Source organism: Rathayibacter sp. AY1F4, assembly GCF_002931775.1.
Lineage (GTDB): Bacteria > Actinomycetota > Actinomycetes > Actinomycetales > Microbacteriaceae > Rathayibacter.
Genome location: NZ_PSVE01000002.1, coordinates 144,729 through 159,923 on the forward strand (window position 1 = coordinate 144,729; position 15,195 = coordinate 159,923).

The following is a 15,195-nucleotide window of genomic DNA, read 5'->3' on the forward strand; positions in this document are numbered from 1 at the left end:
CGAGACGTTGTCCACCGATCCGCCAGGCGGGTCCCCGCCGCGCCGGCCGGGACGGCACGCTCGACCCGTCGACGGAGGAGGTGGGGGCGGTGGTCGTTCCGGACAGCGTGCTCGGCGTGATGGCGCTCGTCGCGCTGGTGGTGCCGGGGGTGCTCTACGCCGCGGTGCGGGTCTGGGCCGCGGGGTTCCGCTGGACGGACCACACGGTCTCCGCGCGCCTGTTCGAGGCGGTCCTGGTGAGCGTCGCGCTGGACGCGGCGTACCTCGTCGTGGCGGGCGAGGAGCTGATGCGCCTCGCGGCCGATCCGCGTGCGGCGGTGCTGCAGGAGCCGGAGGCCGTGGGGTGGTGGGTCCTCCTGCTCGGAGTGCTCGTGCCGGCGGCGCTGGGCTCGGCGCTGCACGTGCGGCTGCGGTGGTGGCGTCCGCCGTGGCGGGTGCTCCGGAGGCGTGGGCTCGGCTGGGTGCGGGTGCCGGCGGGGCGGGCGACGGCCTACGAGAGCGTCCCGACGGCGTGGGACAAGGTGGCGCCGAGGATGAGGGAGACGTGGGTGCGCGTGCAGCTGCCGGACGGTCGACGGGTCGGCGGGTGGATCTCGGTGGCCAGTTTCGCGTCCACCTACCCCCGATCTCGCGACATCTACATCGAGGAGCAGTTCGAGGTGCTCCCCGACGGCGCCTTCGGTGCGAGAGTGGAGGGGACCCGCGGGGTATGGCTCTCCGTGCCCGACCAGTCCGTGGTCGAGTGGACCGAGGACCCCGCTCCGCCCGCCGAGGAGGAGGAACGATGACCGAGAAGACGACGGCGAACTACGGCTCGATGGCCCGAGGCCACCCGCCCGCCTACGGGCGCCCTGCTCCGGCCACCCCTCCGTCCGGCCGGTCGGGGATCTACGTCCCGCCCGCGCATCCCGGCGCCGCCCCCGAGAAGAAGTAGCGGCGTCCGCCTCGCTCAGCGCAGCGGAGGACAATGGAGGGACCCCCAGCGAAGGAGACCACCGTGGATCAGCCGCGCATGAACGTCGAGTCGTTCAACCTCGACCACCGCACCGTCGCCGCGCCGTACGTGCGCCTCGCCGATGCGAAGACGCTTCCCGGAGGCGACCACCTCGTCAAGTACGACGTGCGCTTCACGCAGCCCAACCGCGGGCACCTCGAGATGCCCACCGTGCACTCGCTCGAGCACCTGTTCGCCGAGAAGTCCCGCAACCACTCCGACCGCGTGATCGACTTCTCGCCGATGGGCTGCCAGACCGGCTTCTACCTCCTCCTCTCGGGGGAGCCCGAGCTCTCCGAGGTGCTCGGCCTGGTCGAGGCGACGCTCCAGGACATCACCGAGGCCGACGAGGTCCCGGCGGCCAACGAGACCCAGTGCGGCTGGGGCGCCAACCACTCCCTCGAGGGGGCGCAGGAGGCGGCGCGCACGTTCCTCGCGCACCGCTCGGAGTGGGAGACGGTCACCGCGTGAGCACGGCGATCGTCCTCGTCGCGATGGACGAGGAGGCCGTGCCGTTCCTCGCCGCCGCGACCAGCGCCTCCGAGCCTCGCGCCGTCGGCAACGCGCTGCAGTGGGAGCTCGAGCTCGACTCCCGCGCGGTGCTGCTCGTCCGCACCGGCATCGGTCTCGTCAACGCGTCCGGCGGTCTCACCGCGGCGATCCTGCGGGAGGCCGGCGAGCGGCCGCTCGTGGTGAGCGCGGGGACCGCCGGCGGCCTGGGCGCCGACGTCCGCGTGGGCGAGGTCGTGATCGGCACCGAGCACGTGCAGACCGACGCCGATGCGCGGGCGTTCGGCTACGCGCTCGGGCAGGTCCCGGGGATGCCCGCCCGCTACTCCGGGGACGACGCGGCGCTCGCCGCGGAGCTCGAGCTGCCCGAGGGGCCGCCGGTGCGCCGCGGCCTGATCGTCTCGAGCGACGTCTTCGTCTCCAGCGCCCATGTGGACCGCGTGAGGAGCGACTTCCCCGGCGCGCTCGCCACCGACATGGAGTCGGTCGCACTCGCGCAGACGGCGCACGTGCACGGGCTGCCGTTCGTCTCGGTCCGCGGGATCTCGGACCTCTGCGCCCCCGGCGAGTTCGAGGCGCACGTCGACGACGCGGCCGACCGCTCCGTCGCCGTGGTGCGGGCGCTGCTCGTCGGGCTCGGCGACCGGGACTGACGGACGGGCGGCCCTCCGCGACAGCGCGGGAGGGCCGCCCCGAGGGGTCAGTCGTTGCCGACGTGCTGGTCGCCGGCCTCCTGGGCCTTGTCGACCTGGCCGGCGAACTTCCCGCCGGTCGCGGAGTCGGCGGCGTCGCCCGCCGTGTCGAGTCCCTTGTCGGTCAGCTCCTCGCCCTTGTCGCTGCTCAGGGCGTTCTTCGCCTTGTCCGCGAGTCCTCCGAGATCCACCATGGGGTCGTTCCTTCCGTCGATGAGCGCCCGTCGAGCAACGGGCCGTCGCCAGTCTCCGCCGCTCGGCGAGGGTCTGCGCGGGGGTTGCGGCTCGCAGCCGCCCCGAGGACGATGCACCGGCACCCGGCCCGCCCCATCAGCCCGCTGCGCCGAGCCCCGTCACCGCACCGGCGATCGCCGTCGTCTCCTCGCCGTCCGGCCAGCGCAGCCGCACGCCCGGCTCCGTGACGACGCTGCCCACCGCGGCCGTCGCGGTCCAGGGCGTGCCCATCCGCGACTCCCCCCGCCGGTCGGCGGTGATCATCGCGAAGCCGGGGAAGCAGCCGAGCCAGTCGGCGGTGCCGGCCGCCTCGGGGACGGGGACCGCCGCGAGGTCGATCACCGCTCCTCCTCCGCTGGCCTCGGCGAGCATGCCGACCGTCCCCACCAGCCCGGCCATGCTCACGTCCTTCGCCGCCCTCGGCCGCGCGAGTCCGACGGAGGCCGCCATCGCCCGGAGCTCCTCCGCGCGCCGGGACGACGTCGAGTCCCACTGGGCGCCCGCGAAGCCGGGTCGCCAGCCGCCGCCGAGGTCGGCCGTCAGCGAGAGCTCGTCGCCCGGAGCGGCAGCGCCCGGCACCGGCGCCGCGGCACGGCCGAGACCGGTCACGCTCAGCGCCGCCGGCACTCCGAGCTGCGTGTGCCCGCCGAGCACGGGGACGCCCCAGGCGGCGGATGCGGCCCGCAGACCGCTCACGATGCGCGCGGCGGCGGCGGCGTCGCGAGCGCCGATCGCGTCCATCAGCCCGATGCCGGTCGCGCCCATCGCGGTGAGGTCGTTGACGTTGACCAGCACGGAGCACCAGCCCGCCCACTCCGGGTGGCGCTCCACCATGGACGGGACGATCGCGTCGCAGACGGCGACCAGGTCGCTGCCCGGGACCGGTGCTCCGTCGTCGCCGACGAAGCCCGCCCCACCGAGGCCCCCCTCGGCCGCCAGCGGAGCCAGCAGGGCGCCGAGGGCCGCCTTGGCCGCGGTCGCCGCCCGGTCGAGCCGGTCGATCGGCCAGCGCATCCGGGCGTGCTCGACTCCGGCGACGGTGCTCGTGCCGATTCTCCGCCAGCCGAGCCGCCGGAACAGCACCTCGTTGCGCAGCTGCACCGAGGCCTCGAAGCGGAGCACCCCGCGCGCCTCCGCCTCGGCGCAGGCCGCGCGCACGAGGGCGGCGCCGATCCCGGAGCCGCCCCGCGCCTCGCGCGCCACCACCAGGCGGCTGCCGGTCCACCAGCCCAGATCGCGTCCGCCGCCCACAGGCGCGAGCCGGACCCCGCCGAGCACCGCGCCGTCCGGCGCCACCGCGACGAGCACCACCGAGCGCGGATCGTCGTCGGCGTCGTCGTGGTCGTCGCCCGCGAACAGCCCCTGCTCGGAGACGAAGACCTCGCGCCGCAGGGCCCGGTGGGCGGCGAGCTCGCGCTCCTCCGCCCGCACCACCGTGAACGCGGGCGCGACCCGCACGCCCTCGAGGATCGAGAGCTCCACCATCAGGCGCCGGCCGTCTTCAGGACGCCGCACGCCCCGCACGCCGCGCAGCCCGCGCTCTGGCCGCTGCTCAGCATCCCGGCCTCGATCAGGAGCGCGGCGACCTCGGCGCTGACCCGCTCCAGCAGCGACCCGGCCGGCGGGAGCACGTGGTCGACCTCGGTCGCCAGGGTCCCGCGCAGCGGACGGAAGGGCACCACGAAGGGGTAGACCCCCATCCCGATCAGCTCGCGAGCGCTCGCGACCAGCTCGTCCGGGTCCTCGCCGAGGCCCACCAGGAGGTAGGTCGAGACCTGGTTGCGGCCGAAGATCCGCACCGCCTCGCGCCACGCCCAGCGGTACTCGTCCAGGCTCACCCGCGCCTTGCCCGGGGTCCAGCGCTGCCGCACCGCGTCGTCCATCGACTCCACGTGGATGCCGATCGAGACGGCGCCCGCGTCCTTCAGCGCCTGCAGCGCCGAGACGTCGGAGGGCGGCTCGCACTGCACCTGGATCGGCAGCCCGGGGACCGCCGCGAGCACCGCGCGGACGCAGCGCGCGAGGTGGGCCGCTCCGCGGTCGCGGCCCTTGGAGGTGCCGGTGGTCATCACCATCTGGCGCACGCCGTCGAGGCGGACCGCCGCCTCCGCGACCTCGGCGAGCTGTGCCGGGGTCTTGACCGCGATGGTCGCACCGGCGTCGAGCGAGGCCTCGATCGCGCAGAAGCGGCAGCGCTCCGCCTCGTCGTAGCGCATGCAGGTCTGGACGACGGTGGTCGCGAGGATGTCGCGGCCGTGCAGCCGGGCGATCTTCTCGTAGGAGACGCCGTCGGCGGTGTCGAGATCGTAGAAGCGAGGGCGGCGGACGGGAGTCACGTCCAGGCCGATGTCGGCGCCCTCGAGCAGGAGGCGGTTCCCGCTCACCACGTAGGGGCTGTCGGGATTCACCGGGATCGCGGCGCCCAGGCCGCCGAGCATCACGTGCCCGTCGTCGCTCGGGCCGGCGCCGGCCTCGCGGTGCACCGGTGCCTCGACGCGGATGCCCTGCAGGGCGATGTCGACGCGGGTGCGGAGGGCGGAGGGGCCGGTGCGGCGGATCCCGGTCGAGTGCGCCCCGCCCGCGGAGTGCGCCCCGCCGGCCGAGTGCGGGCCGCCGGCCGGATGCGCCCCGCCCGTCGCCGGCGGCGAGGACGCGGGGGAGGGACTGCGGAGATCGGTCACGAGGACTCCTTCGTGGCACCGCGGAGCGGGCCGGACGGGCCGCGCACAGCGGCGGCCGGGATGTCGGTGCGGTCGTCTCGCCCCCAGTCAAGGCGCATCGTGTTTCGCCCTCGTGACGGGAGGAACGCGGTCTCGTTACGGATCCGCCGTCACGGGAGCTTCTTCCGGTGGAAACCACTCCGAAACATCCCGGCCGTTGACTGGACGCGTTCCACTCCGCACCACTGCTCCACCCCGGCGGACGTCTTCCCGCGTCGTCTCAGCGCATCCCGCCGGAGCCATGCACTCGCACGCCGCTTCGGCGGACCGACACCAGGAGGAACCATGTCCGTCTCCCAGGAGATCGAAGACCAGGTCAGCGCCAACATCGAGAAGTCGCGCTCCGAGATCGCCCACCCGGCGCTCCCGAAGGGCAGCAACCTCTACGGCTCCACCAAGGTCTTCCCCGACTACCAGGCCGAGCCTGGGGAGTCGTACCTGACCCTCGTGCACGGCATCGCCCACGAGTCCTCGGTCAGCTTCGTCGCGGTGCTCCAGGCCACCCGCGCGGCGCGCAAGGGCTACGAGTCCGCGCTCTACTTCTACGGGCCCGGCACCATCAACGCGATGGCCACCCGCGGCTTCCCGACGGTCGGCGACTCCGGATTCCCCGGCGAGCAGAACCTCAACAACGCCATCGAGACCTTCGTCCAGGAGGGGAACCGCGTCTTCGTCTGCCGGTTCGGCATGGCGCTGCACGGCCTCCGCGAGGAGGACCTGATCGAGGGCTGCATCCCCTGCCACCCGCTCGACGTGCAGGACGCGCTCATCCACTACGCCCGCAAGGGCGCGATCATCAACTCCACCTACAACCTGTAGGCGATCGCGATGACCCTCGTCGGATCGGTCGCTGCGAACTTCACCCGCGACCTGGAGCAGAACTACGCGCTCATCGCCTCCCTGGCCGAGGAGGCCCGCGAGAGGGGGGTGCGCTTCCTCGTGCTCCCCGAGGCCGCGATCGGCGGCTACCTCTCCTCGCTCGGCAACCACGGCGACACGGTCACCACCACCCGCCGCTCCCTCCCGCCGGCGGTGCGCCTGCACGGGCCGGAGCTGCGGCGGGTGCAGGAGATCGTCGGCGACCTGATGGTGGCGATCGGCTTCTGCGAGCTCGACGACGACGGCGAGACCCGCTACAACGCGGCCGCGCTGCTGGACGGCGGGCAGGTGTACGGCAGCTACCGGAAGGTGCACCAGCCGCTGGGCGAGCACCTCTCGTACTCGCCGGGCCCGGGCTACGGCACCTTCGAGACGCCGGTCGGCCGGGTGGGACTGCAGATCTGCTACGACAAGGCGTTCCCCGAGGCGGCGCGGTCGATGGCGCTGGACGGGGCCGAGATCATCGCCTCGCTCTCGGCGTGGCCGGCCGCTCGGACGGCGACCGCCGAGAACCTGCAGGAGGACCGCTGGACCTACCGGTTCAACCAGTTCGACATCGCCCGCGCCCTCGACAACCAGGTGTTCTGGCTCGCCTCGAACCAGTCGGGGACCTTCGGCTCGCTCCGCTACGTCGGGAACGCGAAGGTCGTCGATCCCGGCGGCAACGTGCTCGCGACGACGCTGCTCGGAGCAGGCGTGGCCGTCGCCGACATCGACGTGCGCGGCACGTTCGAGGCGATGCGCGGCGGGATGTTCCACCTGCGCGACCGGCGGCCCGACGCCTACGACATCGACCGCGTTTGGAACGGAGGACTCGTCCATGCCTGAGATGACCTTCCACGTCCGTTGGCCGGACGGCTCGGAGGAGCGCTGCTACTCGCCGAGCCTGGTCGTGCACGAGTTCCTCGGGACCGGGACCGCCTACTCGCTCGAGGACTTCGTCGCCCGTTCGAGCGAGGCGCTGCGCATCGCGTCGGACCGGGTGCGGGAGCGGTTCGGGTTCGCCTGCACCTCCGCGATGCAGCAGGAGTCCGACATCCTCCGCACGGCGCAGCGCTTCGAGGGCGGCACGGTCAGGGTGCTCGCGATGGAGCCGCCCGCCCCGGCCGGGCAGCGGGTGCGGCCGTGAGTGCCGCGATCGAGCCCGGGCGCCACGTCGAGGTCGCGGTGGTCGGAGGCGGGCAGGCCGGGCTCTCGATCAGCCGGCACCTGGTCGACGACGGCATCGAGCACGTCGTGCTCGAGCGCGCGAGCATCGGCCACGACTGGGTCGACCGCCGCTGGGACGCCTTCACCCTCGTCACGCCGAACTGGCAGTGCCGCCTCCCCGGGTACCCCTACGACGGGCCGGACCCGGACGGATTCATGACGCGCGACGAGGTGCACGCGTGGGTGCGCCGCTACGCGCAGAGCTTCGACGCCCCGGTGGTCGAGGGCGTGGAGGTGAGCCGGCTGCGCAAGCGCGCCGGGGGAGGGTTCGAGCTGGTCACGAGCGCGGGCTCGATCACGGCCGACCAGGTCGTCGTGGCGACCGGCGGCTACCACCGCCCGGTCCTCCCCGCCGTCGCCGCGCGGCTGCCGGCGGACGTGCTGCAGCTCCACTCCGCGGACTACCGCTCGCCGGAGGCGCTCCCGCCCGGCGGCGTGCTCGTCGTCGGCTCCGGGCAGTCGGGCGCGCAGATCGCCGAGGACCTCTTCCTCGCCGGGCGCGACGTCCACCTCGCCCTCGGCAGCGCACCGCGGGTGGCGCGCTTCTACCGGGGCCGCGACTGCGTCGCCTGGCTCCAGGACATGGGCGTGTACGACGTGCCCGTCCACGCGCAGGTCGGCGGGCTCACCAAGCGGGAGTCGACCAACCACTACGTGACGGGGCGCGGGGGCGGGCGGGACATCGACCTGCGCGCCTTTGCCCGCGACGGGATGCACCTCTACGGCCGGCTGGCCGAGGTGGAGGGGTCGCGGCTGCGGTTCGCCCCCACGGCGGAGGCCTCGCTCGACTACGCGGACTCGGTCGCGGAGTCGATCAAGGACGACATCGACCGCTACATCGCGGCGCACGGCATCGACGCTCCCGAGGAGGCCCGCTGCCGTCCGGTCTGGCGGCCGGAGTCCGAGGCGACAGAGCTCGACCTCGCGGGCATCGGCAGCGTCGTCTGGGCGGTCGGGTTCCGCTCCGACTACCGCTGGGTCGAGATCGGCGTGTTCGACGGCTCCGGCCATCCCACCCACCGGCGCGGAGTGACGAGCGTGCCGGGCCTGTCGTTCCTCGGGCTGCCGTGGCTGCACACCTGGGGGTCCGGCCGCTTCGAGGCGATCGCCCGCGACGCGGGGCACCTGGCGGAGGAGGTCCGGCGCGTGCGCGAGGCGGGGCGCTTCACGCGCGAGCACGAGCCGGATCTCGCCGGATAGCCTCCTCGCATGGCGGAGACGGTGATGGGTGCGGTCGCAGCGCACTTCGGTCGCGACATCGACCGCACCCTCGCCAAGCTCGCCGGCATCATCGCCCACGCGCGCGAGCGCTCGGTCGACCTGCTGGTGCTCCCGGACGCGACCCTCGGCGGCTACCTGCTCGACCTCCAGCATCCCGGGCCGGACCTGCCGCCGAGCCTCGAGCTCGACGGGCCGGAGGTCGCCCGCGTGGCCGAGCTGGCGGGCGATCTCACCGTGTGCTTCGGGATCGCGGAGCGGGCGCTCGAGGGCGGGCGCGAGCTCCGCTACGACACCGCGGTCTGCGTGTACGGCGGGCGTGTGATCGGCACGCACCGCAAGGTCCACCTGCCGCTGGGCGAGTCCGAGGCGTACCTGCCGGGCAGCGGCTTCGCCGCCTTCGACTCGCCGGTCGGGAGGATGGGGATGCTGATCGACTTCGACAAGACCTTCCCGGAGTCCTCGCGCTCGCTGGCCCTGGACGGCGCGGAGGTTCTGGCCTGCCTCAGCGCGTGGCCCGCGAGCGTGACCGACCGCTCCGATCGGATCCGCAACGACCGCCAGGCCCACCTGTTCGATCTCTACGACTGCGCCCGCGCCGCCGAGAACCAGGTCTACCTCGTCTCCTCGAACCAGACCGGCGTGCTCGGCGGCCTGCGGTTCCTCGGGCAGGCGAAGGTCGTGGATCCGGCGGGAGAGATCATCGCGAAGACCTGGGCGAAGGGCGGGCTCGCGCTGGCCTCCGCCGACGTCGCCGGCTCCGTCGCCCGCGCCCGCCGCACGATGCACCACCTCCGCGACCGCGCGGAGCACGCCTACCGGAGCTGAGATGCGGATCTGCCTGCTGACCTACTCCACCCGGCCGCGCGGCGGAGTGGTGCACACCCTCGCCCTCGCCGAGGCGCTCGCGCGCGCCGGACACGACGTCACGGTCCGCACGCTCGCCCGAGGCGGCGACGACTCCTTCTTCCGCCCCGTCGATCCGTCCGTGACCGTGCGCGTGGTGCCCTTTCCGCACCGCGAGGGCGAGCCGGTCGGCGCCCGCATCGTCCGGTCCATCGCCGCGATGGCCGAGGCCCTGCGGGGCGAGGACGCCCCTGTCGTCCACGCGCAGGACTGCATCTCGGCCAACGCGGCGCTCGCAGCCGGACTCGCACCGATCCGCACGATCCACCACCTGGACGACTTCACCACCCCGGAGCTGCGCGCCTGCCACGACCGCGCCGTCCGGCTCCCCCGGGCCCGGCTGTGCGTGTCCGCCGCGGTCGCCGAGGAGGTGCGCGCCGGCTGGGGGCTGCTGCCCGAGGTGATCCCGAACGGTGTCGACGCGGCCCGGTTCGCGGCCGCCGTCGACGATCCGCTCACCGGGGCATGGCGCGTCGAGCTCGGCCCGTACCTCCTCGCCCTCGGCGGCATCGAGCCGCGGAAGGGCAGCATCGAGCTGCTCGAGGCGTGGGCTCTGCTGCGCGAGCGCGGCCACGACGTCGCGCTGGTGCTCGGAGGCGGCGAGACCCTGTTCGACTACCGCGAGTACCGGACCGCCTTCGACTGGAGGGCGGTCGAGCTCGGGGTCGCACCGGTGATCCTCGGCACCGTTCCGGAGGAGAGGCTCGCTCCGCTCGTCGCCGGCGCCTCCGCGCTGGGCTTCGTCTCGGTGAAGGAGGGGTTCGGGCTGGCGGCGATGGAGGCGCTCGCCGCGGGGGTGCCGGTCGTGGCGCGGGAGCTGCCGGTGATCCGCGAGGTGTTCGGGGACGCGGTCCGCTACGGGCGGGACCCCGCCTCCTTCGCCGACGCGCTGGAGGAGGCCCTGACGCTGCCCTCGCCGGACGGTCGGGCCCTGGCCGCCTCGCACTCCTGGGACGACGTCGCGGCCGCGCATCTGCGGTTCTACGAGCGGGTGCTCGACGGATCGGTCCAGGACTCAGGAGGAACTCCTCCGGACGGGCCGGGATCCGCGAGAACAGGCGCCACCGGATGACTCCGTCCTGCACCGTGCACACGATCGGGCGCCGCCGGTGACCCGGAAGTCGATCTCGCGCATCCTCACCGGTCTCGCCGACGCCGATCCCGACCGGATCGTCGCCGTGGCCGACGAGGGCGCGCTGACGGCGGGGGAGCTCGACCGCGAGAGCACCCGCCTCTCCCGCGCCTACCGCGATCTCGGCGTCCGGACCGACGACCTCGTCACCGTCTCGCTCCCGAACTCGCTGGACGCGCTCGTCGTCTGCGCGGCGGTCTGGAAGGCGGGCGCCGTGCCGCAGCCGGTCTCGACCGGGCTGTCGGCGGCGGAGCGCGCCGAGGTGGAGCGGATCGCGCGGCCGGCGCTCGTCATCGGCGCGCCCTCCTCCTCCGCCGTCCCGTGGCGCGCGGGCGGCTGGCGGCCCGGGCCGGAGGTGCCGGCCGGCCCGCTCGAGGACCGGTGGGCCTCGTCCTGGAAGGCGCCCACCTCCTCCGGCAGCACGGGGCGGCCGAAGGTGGTGCTCGCCGCGGGCCCGGCGCTGCTGGATCCGGACGCGCCGGTCGCGCCGTTCCTGCCGCGCGAGGGCGTGCAGCTGGTGAGCGGCCCTCTGATGCACTCGGCGACCTTCACCTACGCCTTCCGCGGGCTGATGACCGGGCAGCGCCTGGTGCTGCTGCCGCGGTTCGACGCCGCCCGGGTCCTCGCGGCGATCGAGGAGCACCGCGTGACCTGGACCCTGCTCGTCCCGACCACGATCCGCCGCCTGCTGGCCGCGCCTGAGCGGTCGAGGGCGGATGTGTCCTCGCTCGCGACGGTGCTGCACCTCGGAGCGCCCTGCGCGCCCGCCGACAAGCGGGCGCTGATCGGCTGGCTCGGCCCGGAGCGGGTGGTCGAGGTCTACGCGGGCAGCGAGTCGAACGGGCTGACGATGATCACGGGCCGAGAGTGGCTGGCGCACCCGGGCAGTGTCGGGCGGCCGATCGGCGGGACGACCCTGCGCATCCTGCGGGAGGACGGCACGGAGGCTCCGACCGGCGAGCTCGGCCGCATCTGGCTGCACCGCGGCGAGACTCCGGCCTACCGCTACCTCGGCGCCGGCTCGCGGCGGACGGAGGAGGGCTGGGACACCCTCGGCGACGTCGGCCGCGTCGACGGGGACGGGTGGCTCTGGGTGGTCGACCGTGCCGACGACCTGATCCTCCGGGGCGGAGTGAGCCTCTGGCCGGCGGAGGTCGAGCGGGTTCTGGAGGCGCTGCCCGGAGTCCGCGGGGCGGTCGCCTTCGGCGTGCCGGACGCGGAGCTGGGGCAGGCGGTGGAGGCGGTCGTCGACGTGGGCGAGGCGGGCGTGGACCCGGCCGGCCTGCTCGCTCGGGCGAACGCCGAGCTGGGCGCCGAGCGACGCCTCCGGGCCCTGCGGATCGTGCACGAGTCCGTCCGGAGCGATGCGGGCAAGGTCCGTCGCTCCGCGCTCGCCCCCGCGGCGGAGACGCTCGGGATCCGCCGTTCCGCCGGCGCCGCGGAGGGGCCAGAGTAGGCCCTGCGCCCCCGCGCACCGAGCCCAGGGAGACCCGATGAAGTACATGCTGATCATGCGCGCGACCGATGCGGCGAAGGAGGCCTACGCCTCCATCCCGTTCGACGAGATCATCACCCGGATGGGGCAGTACAACGAGGCGATGATCGAGGCGGGCGTGCTGCTCTCGGGCGACGGCCTGTCCGACGACGTCGCCTCCTCCGGCTTCGTGGTCGACTTCTCCTTCGAGCCGCCGACCGTCGTCGACGGCGCCTACGGCCCGACCGAGTCGCTCTTCAACGGCTTCTGGATCATCGGGGTCGACTCGAAGGAGCAGGCCCGCGAGTGGGCGCTGCGCTGCCCGCTGGTGCCCGGCAACCGCCTCGAGGTGCGCCGGATCACCGACGAGAGCGACTTCGCGGAGTTCGCCGACAACGAGTACGTGCAGAAGGAGGCCGGCTGGCGCGAGGACGAGGCGGCCCGGGCCGCGGGCGCCTGACGCCGCGTCCTGCGGGCGGCCGCGTCCGTCGGGCCCCGCCCGCCGTCGAGCCGCTGCCGTGATCGCCGAGGCGCCGCTCCGTCGGCGGTGTCTCGGCGGCAGGGCGGTGTCTCGATCCCGCCGACGCTCACGCCTCCGTGACGACGCCCGCCTCGACGTGCCAGTGCCGCGTCAGCTGCACCGTCTCGAGCATCCGCCGGTCGTGGGTGACCAGCAGCAGTGTGCCCTCGTACGCCTCGAGCGCCTCCTCCAGCTGCTCGATGGCGACGAGGTCGAGGTGGTTGGTCGGCTCGTCGAGCACCAGGAGGTTCGTGCCGCGGGCCTGGAGGAGCGCCAGAGCGGCCCGCGTCCGCTCGCCCGGCGAGAGCTCGCCGACGCGGCGGCCGACGTGGTCGGCCTTCAGCCCGAACTTCGCCAGCAGCGTGCGGACCTCGGCGGTCGGCCACTCGGGCACCAACGCCTCGAACGCGTCCGCGAGCGGCACCTCGGCGGCGAGCATCCCGCGGGCCTGATCGATCTCGCCGATCGCCACGCTCGCTCCGAGGGAGGCGCCGCCCTCCTCCGGCTCGGCGCGGCCGAGGAGGAGCGACAGCAGCGTCGACTTGCCGGAGCCGTTGGGCCCGGTGATGCCGATCCGGTCGCCCGCGTCGACCTGGAGCGACACCGGCCCGAGCGTGAAGGCGCCGCGGCGGGCGACCGCGCCGTTCAGCGTCGAGACGACCGAGCTCGAGCGCGGGGCGCTGCCGATCGTGAAGGCGAGCTGCCACTCCTTGCGCGGCTCCTCGACCTCCTCGAGCCGCGCGATCCGGCTCTCCATCTGGCGCACCTTCTGCGCCTGCTTCTCGCTCGACTCCGCCGAGGCCTTGCGGCGGATCTTGTCGTTGTCGGGGGCCTTCTTCATCGCGTTGCGCACGCCCTGGCTCGACCACTCCCGCTGGGTGCGGGCGCGGGAGACCAGGTCGGCCTTCTGCTCGGCGAAGTCCTCGTACTTCTCGCGGCGCTGGCGGCGCGCGGTCTCGCGCTCCTCCAGGAACGCGTCGTAGCCGCCTCCGTAGACCCGGTTGGTACCCTGCGCGAGATCGAGCTCGAGCACGCGGGTGACGCTGCGGGCGAGGAACTCGCGATCGTGGCTCACGAGGACCGCGCCGCCGCGGAGCCCGCGGACGAAGGCCTCCAGGCGCTCCAGGCCGTCGAGGTCGAGGTCGTTGGTCGGCTCGTCGAGCAGCACCACGTCGAAGCGCGAGAGCAGCAGCGCCGCGAGGCCCACCCGCGCCGCCTGCCCGCCGGAGAGGGAGGTCATCGTCGAGGAGGCGGCTGCGGCTCCGAGCGACAGGCCCAGGTCGGCCAGGACGACCGGGGTGCGCTCGTCGAGGTCGGCCGCGCCGCTCGCGAGCCAGCGGTCGAGTGCGAGGGCGTAGCGGTCGGCGATCGAGCCGTCGGGATCGGGGTCGGCCAGGGCGGAGACGGCGGCGTCGAGCTCGGCGGAGGCCTCGGCGCAGCCGGTGCGGCGCGCGATGTAGCCGGCCACGGTCTCGCCCTCGCGGCGCTCGTGCTCCTGCGGCAGCCAGCCGACGAAGGCGTCGCCCGGCGAGAGCACGACGGAGCCCTCGAGCGGAGCCGTCTCGCCGGCGAGGATGCGCAGGAGCGTCGACTTGCCGGCTCCGTTCGCCCCCACGACGCCCACCACGTCCCCGGGGGCGACCGTCAGGTCGAGTCCGTCGAACAGGGTGCGGTGCGCATAGCCTCCGGAGAGGCCCTTGGCGACGAGGGTGGCGGTCACCGGTCCAGCGTAGGCGCGGGCGACTCGCTAGACGGCCTGGTGATCAGCCGGTCTAGGATGTGCGGATGAGCGACACGAGCCTGCGGAGCGGCGCCGGGTACTGGTACCCGGACGAGTCGTCCACCCGCCGTGCGGTCGAGGTGCTGAGCGCCATGCGCACGTACCGCGTCTCCGAAGTCTCGATGCGCCGCCGCACGCGCGAGCGGATGGCGATGGGCGAGACGGACCTGATCGCCATCCAGTACCTGCTCCGCCAGCAGCGCAAGGGCGAGCTGGTGACCGGAAAGGATCTGGCCTCGCACCTCTCCATCTCGTCCGCGTCGACCACGGTCCTCATCGACCGCCTGGTCCGCAGCGGCCACCTCGTGCGCAAGCCCAACCCGACCGACCGGCGCGGGATCGTCGTGGAGGCGACCGTCGACAGCGACGACGAGGTGCGCGCCACGCTCCAGGAGATGCACCGCCGGATGCTCGAGATCGCCGAGGACCTGGACGCCCCCGAGGCCGAGGTCGTCGTCAACTTCCTCCGCCGGATGAGCGCGGCCGTCGACCAGATCGACGCGGAGCACGGAGACGGGCACGATACGGACGAAGCGGACGACGCGGAACCCTCCGCAGCGAAATAGCTAGACGGACTAGTAATAAGCCGAGGGGCCTATAGTCTGGCGGCATGGGTCAATTCCTCTACGGCACTCCTCCCGCCGTCATCGAGATCGAGGACCGGACCCTGGCCCACCTCCAGATCGTGATCTACGCGAAGTTCCGCCGCGACGAGCGCTTCAGCCTCACCCTCGACTCGATGCCCGAGGGCGCGCGGGGCCGCCACTCCTTCTGGATGAACCCGAACATCGCCCTGCAGTTCCACTTCGCGGGGAGCCGGCAGCCGACGATCAACCCGACCTGGGTCGAGCTCCTGATGGACGCGGCGAACAGCGGCGGCGGGCTGCGCCTGCTCACCGAGCCCCCGTCCTGACCCGGTCCCGGTGA

At 73.8% G+C, this 15,195-nt stretch carries 18 protein-coding genes; 14 read left to right on the plus strand and 4 right to left on the minus strand.

All coding sequences use genetic code 11. From position 1 onward, the window contains the following. The first annotated feature begins 89 nt into the window (after positions 1-89). Genes C5C59_RS01620 through mtnN form a run of 4 tightly spaced genes read left to right on the plus strand, consistent with a single transcriptional unit; the run spans position 90 to position 2,157 of the window. Positions 90-788: a DUF6338 family protein gene (locus tag C5C59_RS01620; protein WP_104238002.1), complete on the plus strand. Its 699-nt coding sequence runs from the start codon at positions 90-92 to the stop codon at positions 786-788. Beyond that, positions 785-934 carry a hypothetical protein gene (locus C5C59_RS17125; protein ID WP_181134798.1) on the plus strand — a complete coding sequence of 50 codons (150 nt, stop codon included), beginning with the start codon at positions 785-787 and terminating at the stop codon, positions 932-934. The genes C5C59_RS01620 and C5C59_RS17125 overlap by 4 nt, the downstream gene beginning before the upstream one ends. 33 nt (positions 935-967) lie before the next feature. After that, a complete protein-coding gene (locus C5C59_RS01625) occupies positions 968-1,465 on the plus strand; it encodes an S-ribosylhomocysteine lyase (RefSeq protein ID WP_308470742.1) in 498 nt (165 codons plus the stop codon). Continuing rightward, positions 1,462-2,157 (plus strand): 5'-methylthioadenosine/S-adenosylhomocysteine nucleosidase, encoded by a 696-nt coding sequence (gene mtnN / locus C5C59_RS01630; protein ID WP_258062522.1) that lies wholly within the window; start codon positions 1,462-1,464, stop codon positions 2,155-2,157. Before C5C59_RS01625 ends, mtnN begins: the two co-directional genes overlap by 4 nt. A gap of 47 nt (positions 2,158-2,204) precedes the next feature. On the opposite strand, the gene C5C59_RS01635 is transcribed toward mtnN, so the two are convergent. From C5C59_RS01635 to C5C59_RS01645, 3 genes are all read right to left on the minus strand, one after another. Further along, on the minus strand, positions 2,205-2,390 hold the full coding sequence (locus C5C59_RS01635; protein ID WP_104238001.1) for an antitoxin: 186 nt from the start codon (positions 2,388-2,390) through the stop codon (positions 2,205-2,207). Positions 2,391-2,526: 136 nt separating this feature from the next. After that, positions 2,527-3,915: an MSMEG_0567/sll0787 family protein gene (locus C5C59_RS01640; protein WP_104238000.1), complete on the minus strand. Its 1,389-nt coding sequence runs from the start codon at positions 3,913-3,915 to the stop codon at positions 2,527-2,529. Then, positions 3,915-5,111, minus strand: a complete 1,197-nt coding sequence (locus C5C59_RS01645) for an MSMEG_0568 family radical SAM protein (protein WP_104237999.1) — start codon at positions 5,109-5,111, stop codon at positions 3,915-3,917. The genes C5C59_RS01640 and C5C59_RS01645 overlap by 1 nt, the downstream gene beginning before the upstream one ends. A gap of 324 nt (positions 5,112-5,435) precedes the next feature. Here C5C59_RS01645 and C5C59_RS01650 point away from each other — a divergent pair, with 324 nt between their 5' ends. From C5C59_RS01650 to C5C59_RS01685, 8 genes are read left to right on the plus strand one after another with little or no spacing between them, the layout of a single operon-like run. After that, complete coding sequence (locus C5C59_RS01650; RefSeq protein WP_104237998.1) at positions 5,436-5,969, plus strand: MSMEG_0572/Sll0783 family nitrogen starvation response protein; 534 nt, start codon at positions 5,436-5,438, stop codon at positions 5,967-5,969. Between the two features lie 9 nt (positions 5,970-5,978). Next, positions 5,979-6,857, plus strand: coding sequence for a carbon-nitrogen hydrolase family protein (locus C5C59_RS01655; protein WP_104237997.1), 879 nt, complete (start codon positions 5,979-5,981; stop codon positions 6,855-6,857). After that, the gene (locus C5C59_RS01660; protein ID WP_104222634.1) at positions 6,850-7,158 is read left to right on the plus strand and encodes an MSMEG_0570 family nitrogen starvation response protein; all 309 of its coding nucleotides are present in this window, start codon (positions 6,850-6,852) and stop codon (positions 7,156-7,158) included. The genes C5C59_RS01655 and C5C59_RS01660 overlap by 8 nt, the downstream gene beginning before the upstream one ends. After that, entirely contained in the window at positions 7,155-8,438 is a 1,284-nt protein-coding gene (locus C5C59_RS01665) for an MSMEG_0569 family flavin-dependent oxidoreductase (RefSeq protein WP_219812431.1), read from the plus strand. Before C5C59_RS01660 ends, C5C59_RS01665 begins: the two co-directional genes overlap by 4 nt. 9 nt (positions 8,439-8,447) lie before the next feature. Further along, on the plus strand, positions 8,448-9,284 hold the full coding sequence (locus C5C59_RS01670; RefSeq protein ID WP_104237996.1) for a carbon-nitrogen hydrolase family protein: 837 nt from the start codon (positions 8,448-8,450) through the stop codon (positions 9,282-9,284). Position 9,285: 1 nt separating this feature from the next. Continuing rightward, a complete protein-coding gene (locus C5C59_RS01675) occupies positions 9,286-10,434 on the plus strand; it encodes an MSMEG_0565 family glycosyltransferase (RefSeq protein WP_104237995.1) in 1,149 nt (382 codons plus the stop codon). A gap of 37 nt (positions 10,435-10,471) precedes the next feature. Continuing rightward, complete coding sequence (locus tag C5C59_RS01680; protein ID WP_104237994.1) at positions 10,472-11,950, plus strand: AMP-binding protein; 1,479 nt, start codon at positions 10,472-10,474, stop codon at positions 11,948-11,950. A 37-nt stretch (positions 11,951-11,987) separates the two neighbouring features. Beyond that, positions 11,988-12,428 (plus strand): YciI family protein, encoded by a 441-nt coding sequence (locus tag C5C59_RS01685; protein ID WP_104237993.1) that lies wholly within the window; start codon positions 11,988-11,990, stop codon positions 12,426-12,428. A 127-nt stretch (positions 12,429-12,555) separates the two neighbouring features. Here the strand turns inward: C5C59_RS01685 and C5C59_RS01690 are convergent, their stop codons facing one another. Continuing rightward, positions 12,556-14,208, minus strand: a complete 1,653-nt coding sequence (locus C5C59_RS01690; RefSeq protein ID WP_104237992.1) for an ABC-F family ATP-binding cassette domain-containing protein — start codon at positions 14,206-14,208, stop codon at positions 12,556-12,558. 65 nt (positions 14,209-14,273) lie between these two features. Between C5C59_RS01690 and C5C59_RS01695 the strand changes: the two genes are divergently transcribed. Both C5C59_RS01695 and C5C59_RS01700 read left to right on the plus strand, forming a co-directional pair. After that, a complete protein-coding gene (locus C5C59_RS01695) occupies positions 14,274-14,834 on the plus strand; it encodes a MarR family winged helix-turn-helix transcriptional regulator (protein ID WP_104233013.1) in 561 nt (186 codons plus the stop codon). Between the two features lie 44 nt (positions 14,835-14,878). Next, the gene (locus C5C59_RS01700) at positions 14,879-15,181 is read left to right on the plus strand and encodes a hypothetical protein (protein WP_068250131.1); all 303 of its coding nucleotides are present in this window, start codon (positions 14,879-14,881) and stop codon (positions 15,179-15,181) included. Positions 15,182-15,195: the final 14 nt, after the last annotated feature.

Bases quoted from the DNA above. Each gene is read 5' to 3' on its own strand.
- C5C59_RS17125 (WP_181134798.1), top strand. From the start codon at position 785: ATGACCGAGAAGACGACGGCGAACTACGGCTCGATGGCCCGAGGCCAC.
- C5C59_RS01625 (WP_308470742.1), top strand. From the start codon at position 968: ATGGAGGGACCCCCAGCGAAGGAGACCACCGTGGATCAGCCGCGCATG.
- C5C59_RS01635 (WP_104238001.1), bottom strand. From the start codon at position 2,390: ATGGTGGATCTCGGAGGACTCGCGGACAAGGCGAAGAACGCCCTGAGC.
- C5C59_RS01640 (WP_104238000.1), bottom strand. From the start codon at position 3,915: ATGGTGGAGCTCTCGATCCTCGAGGGCGTGCGGGTCGCGCCCGCGTTC.
- C5C59_RS01650 (WP_104237998.1), top strand. From the start codon at position 5,436: ATGTCCGTCTCCCAGGAGATCGAAGACCAGGTCAGCGCCAACATCGAG.
- C5C59_RS01655 (WP_104237997.1), top strand. From the start codon at position 5,979: ATGACCCTCGTCGGATCGGTCGCTGCGAACTTCACCCGCGACCTGGAG.
- C5C59_RS01660 (WP_104222634.1), top strand. From the start codon at position 6,850: ATGCCTGAGATGACCTTCCACGTCCGTTGGCCGGACGGCTCGGAGGAG.
- C5C59_RS01670 (WP_104237996.1), top strand. From the start codon at position 8,448: ATGGCGGAGACGGTGATGGGTGCGGTCGCAGCGCACTTCGGTCGCGAC.
- C5C59_RS01675 (WP_104237995.1), top strand. From the start codon at position 9,286: ATGCGGATCTGCCTGCTGACCTACTCCACCCGGCCGCGCGGCGGAGTG.
- C5C59_RS01685 (WP_104237993.1), top strand. From the start codon at position 11,988: ATGAAGTACATGCTGATCATGCGCGCGACCGATGCGGCGAAGGAGGCC.
- C5C59_RS01695 (WP_104233013.1), top strand. From the start codon at position 14,274: ATGAGCGACACGAGCCTGCGGAGCGGCGCCGGGTACTGGTACCCGGAC.
- C5C59_RS01700 (WP_068250131.1), top strand. From the start codon at position 14,879: ATGGGTCAATTCCTCTACGGCACTCCTCCCGCCGTCATCGAGATCGAG.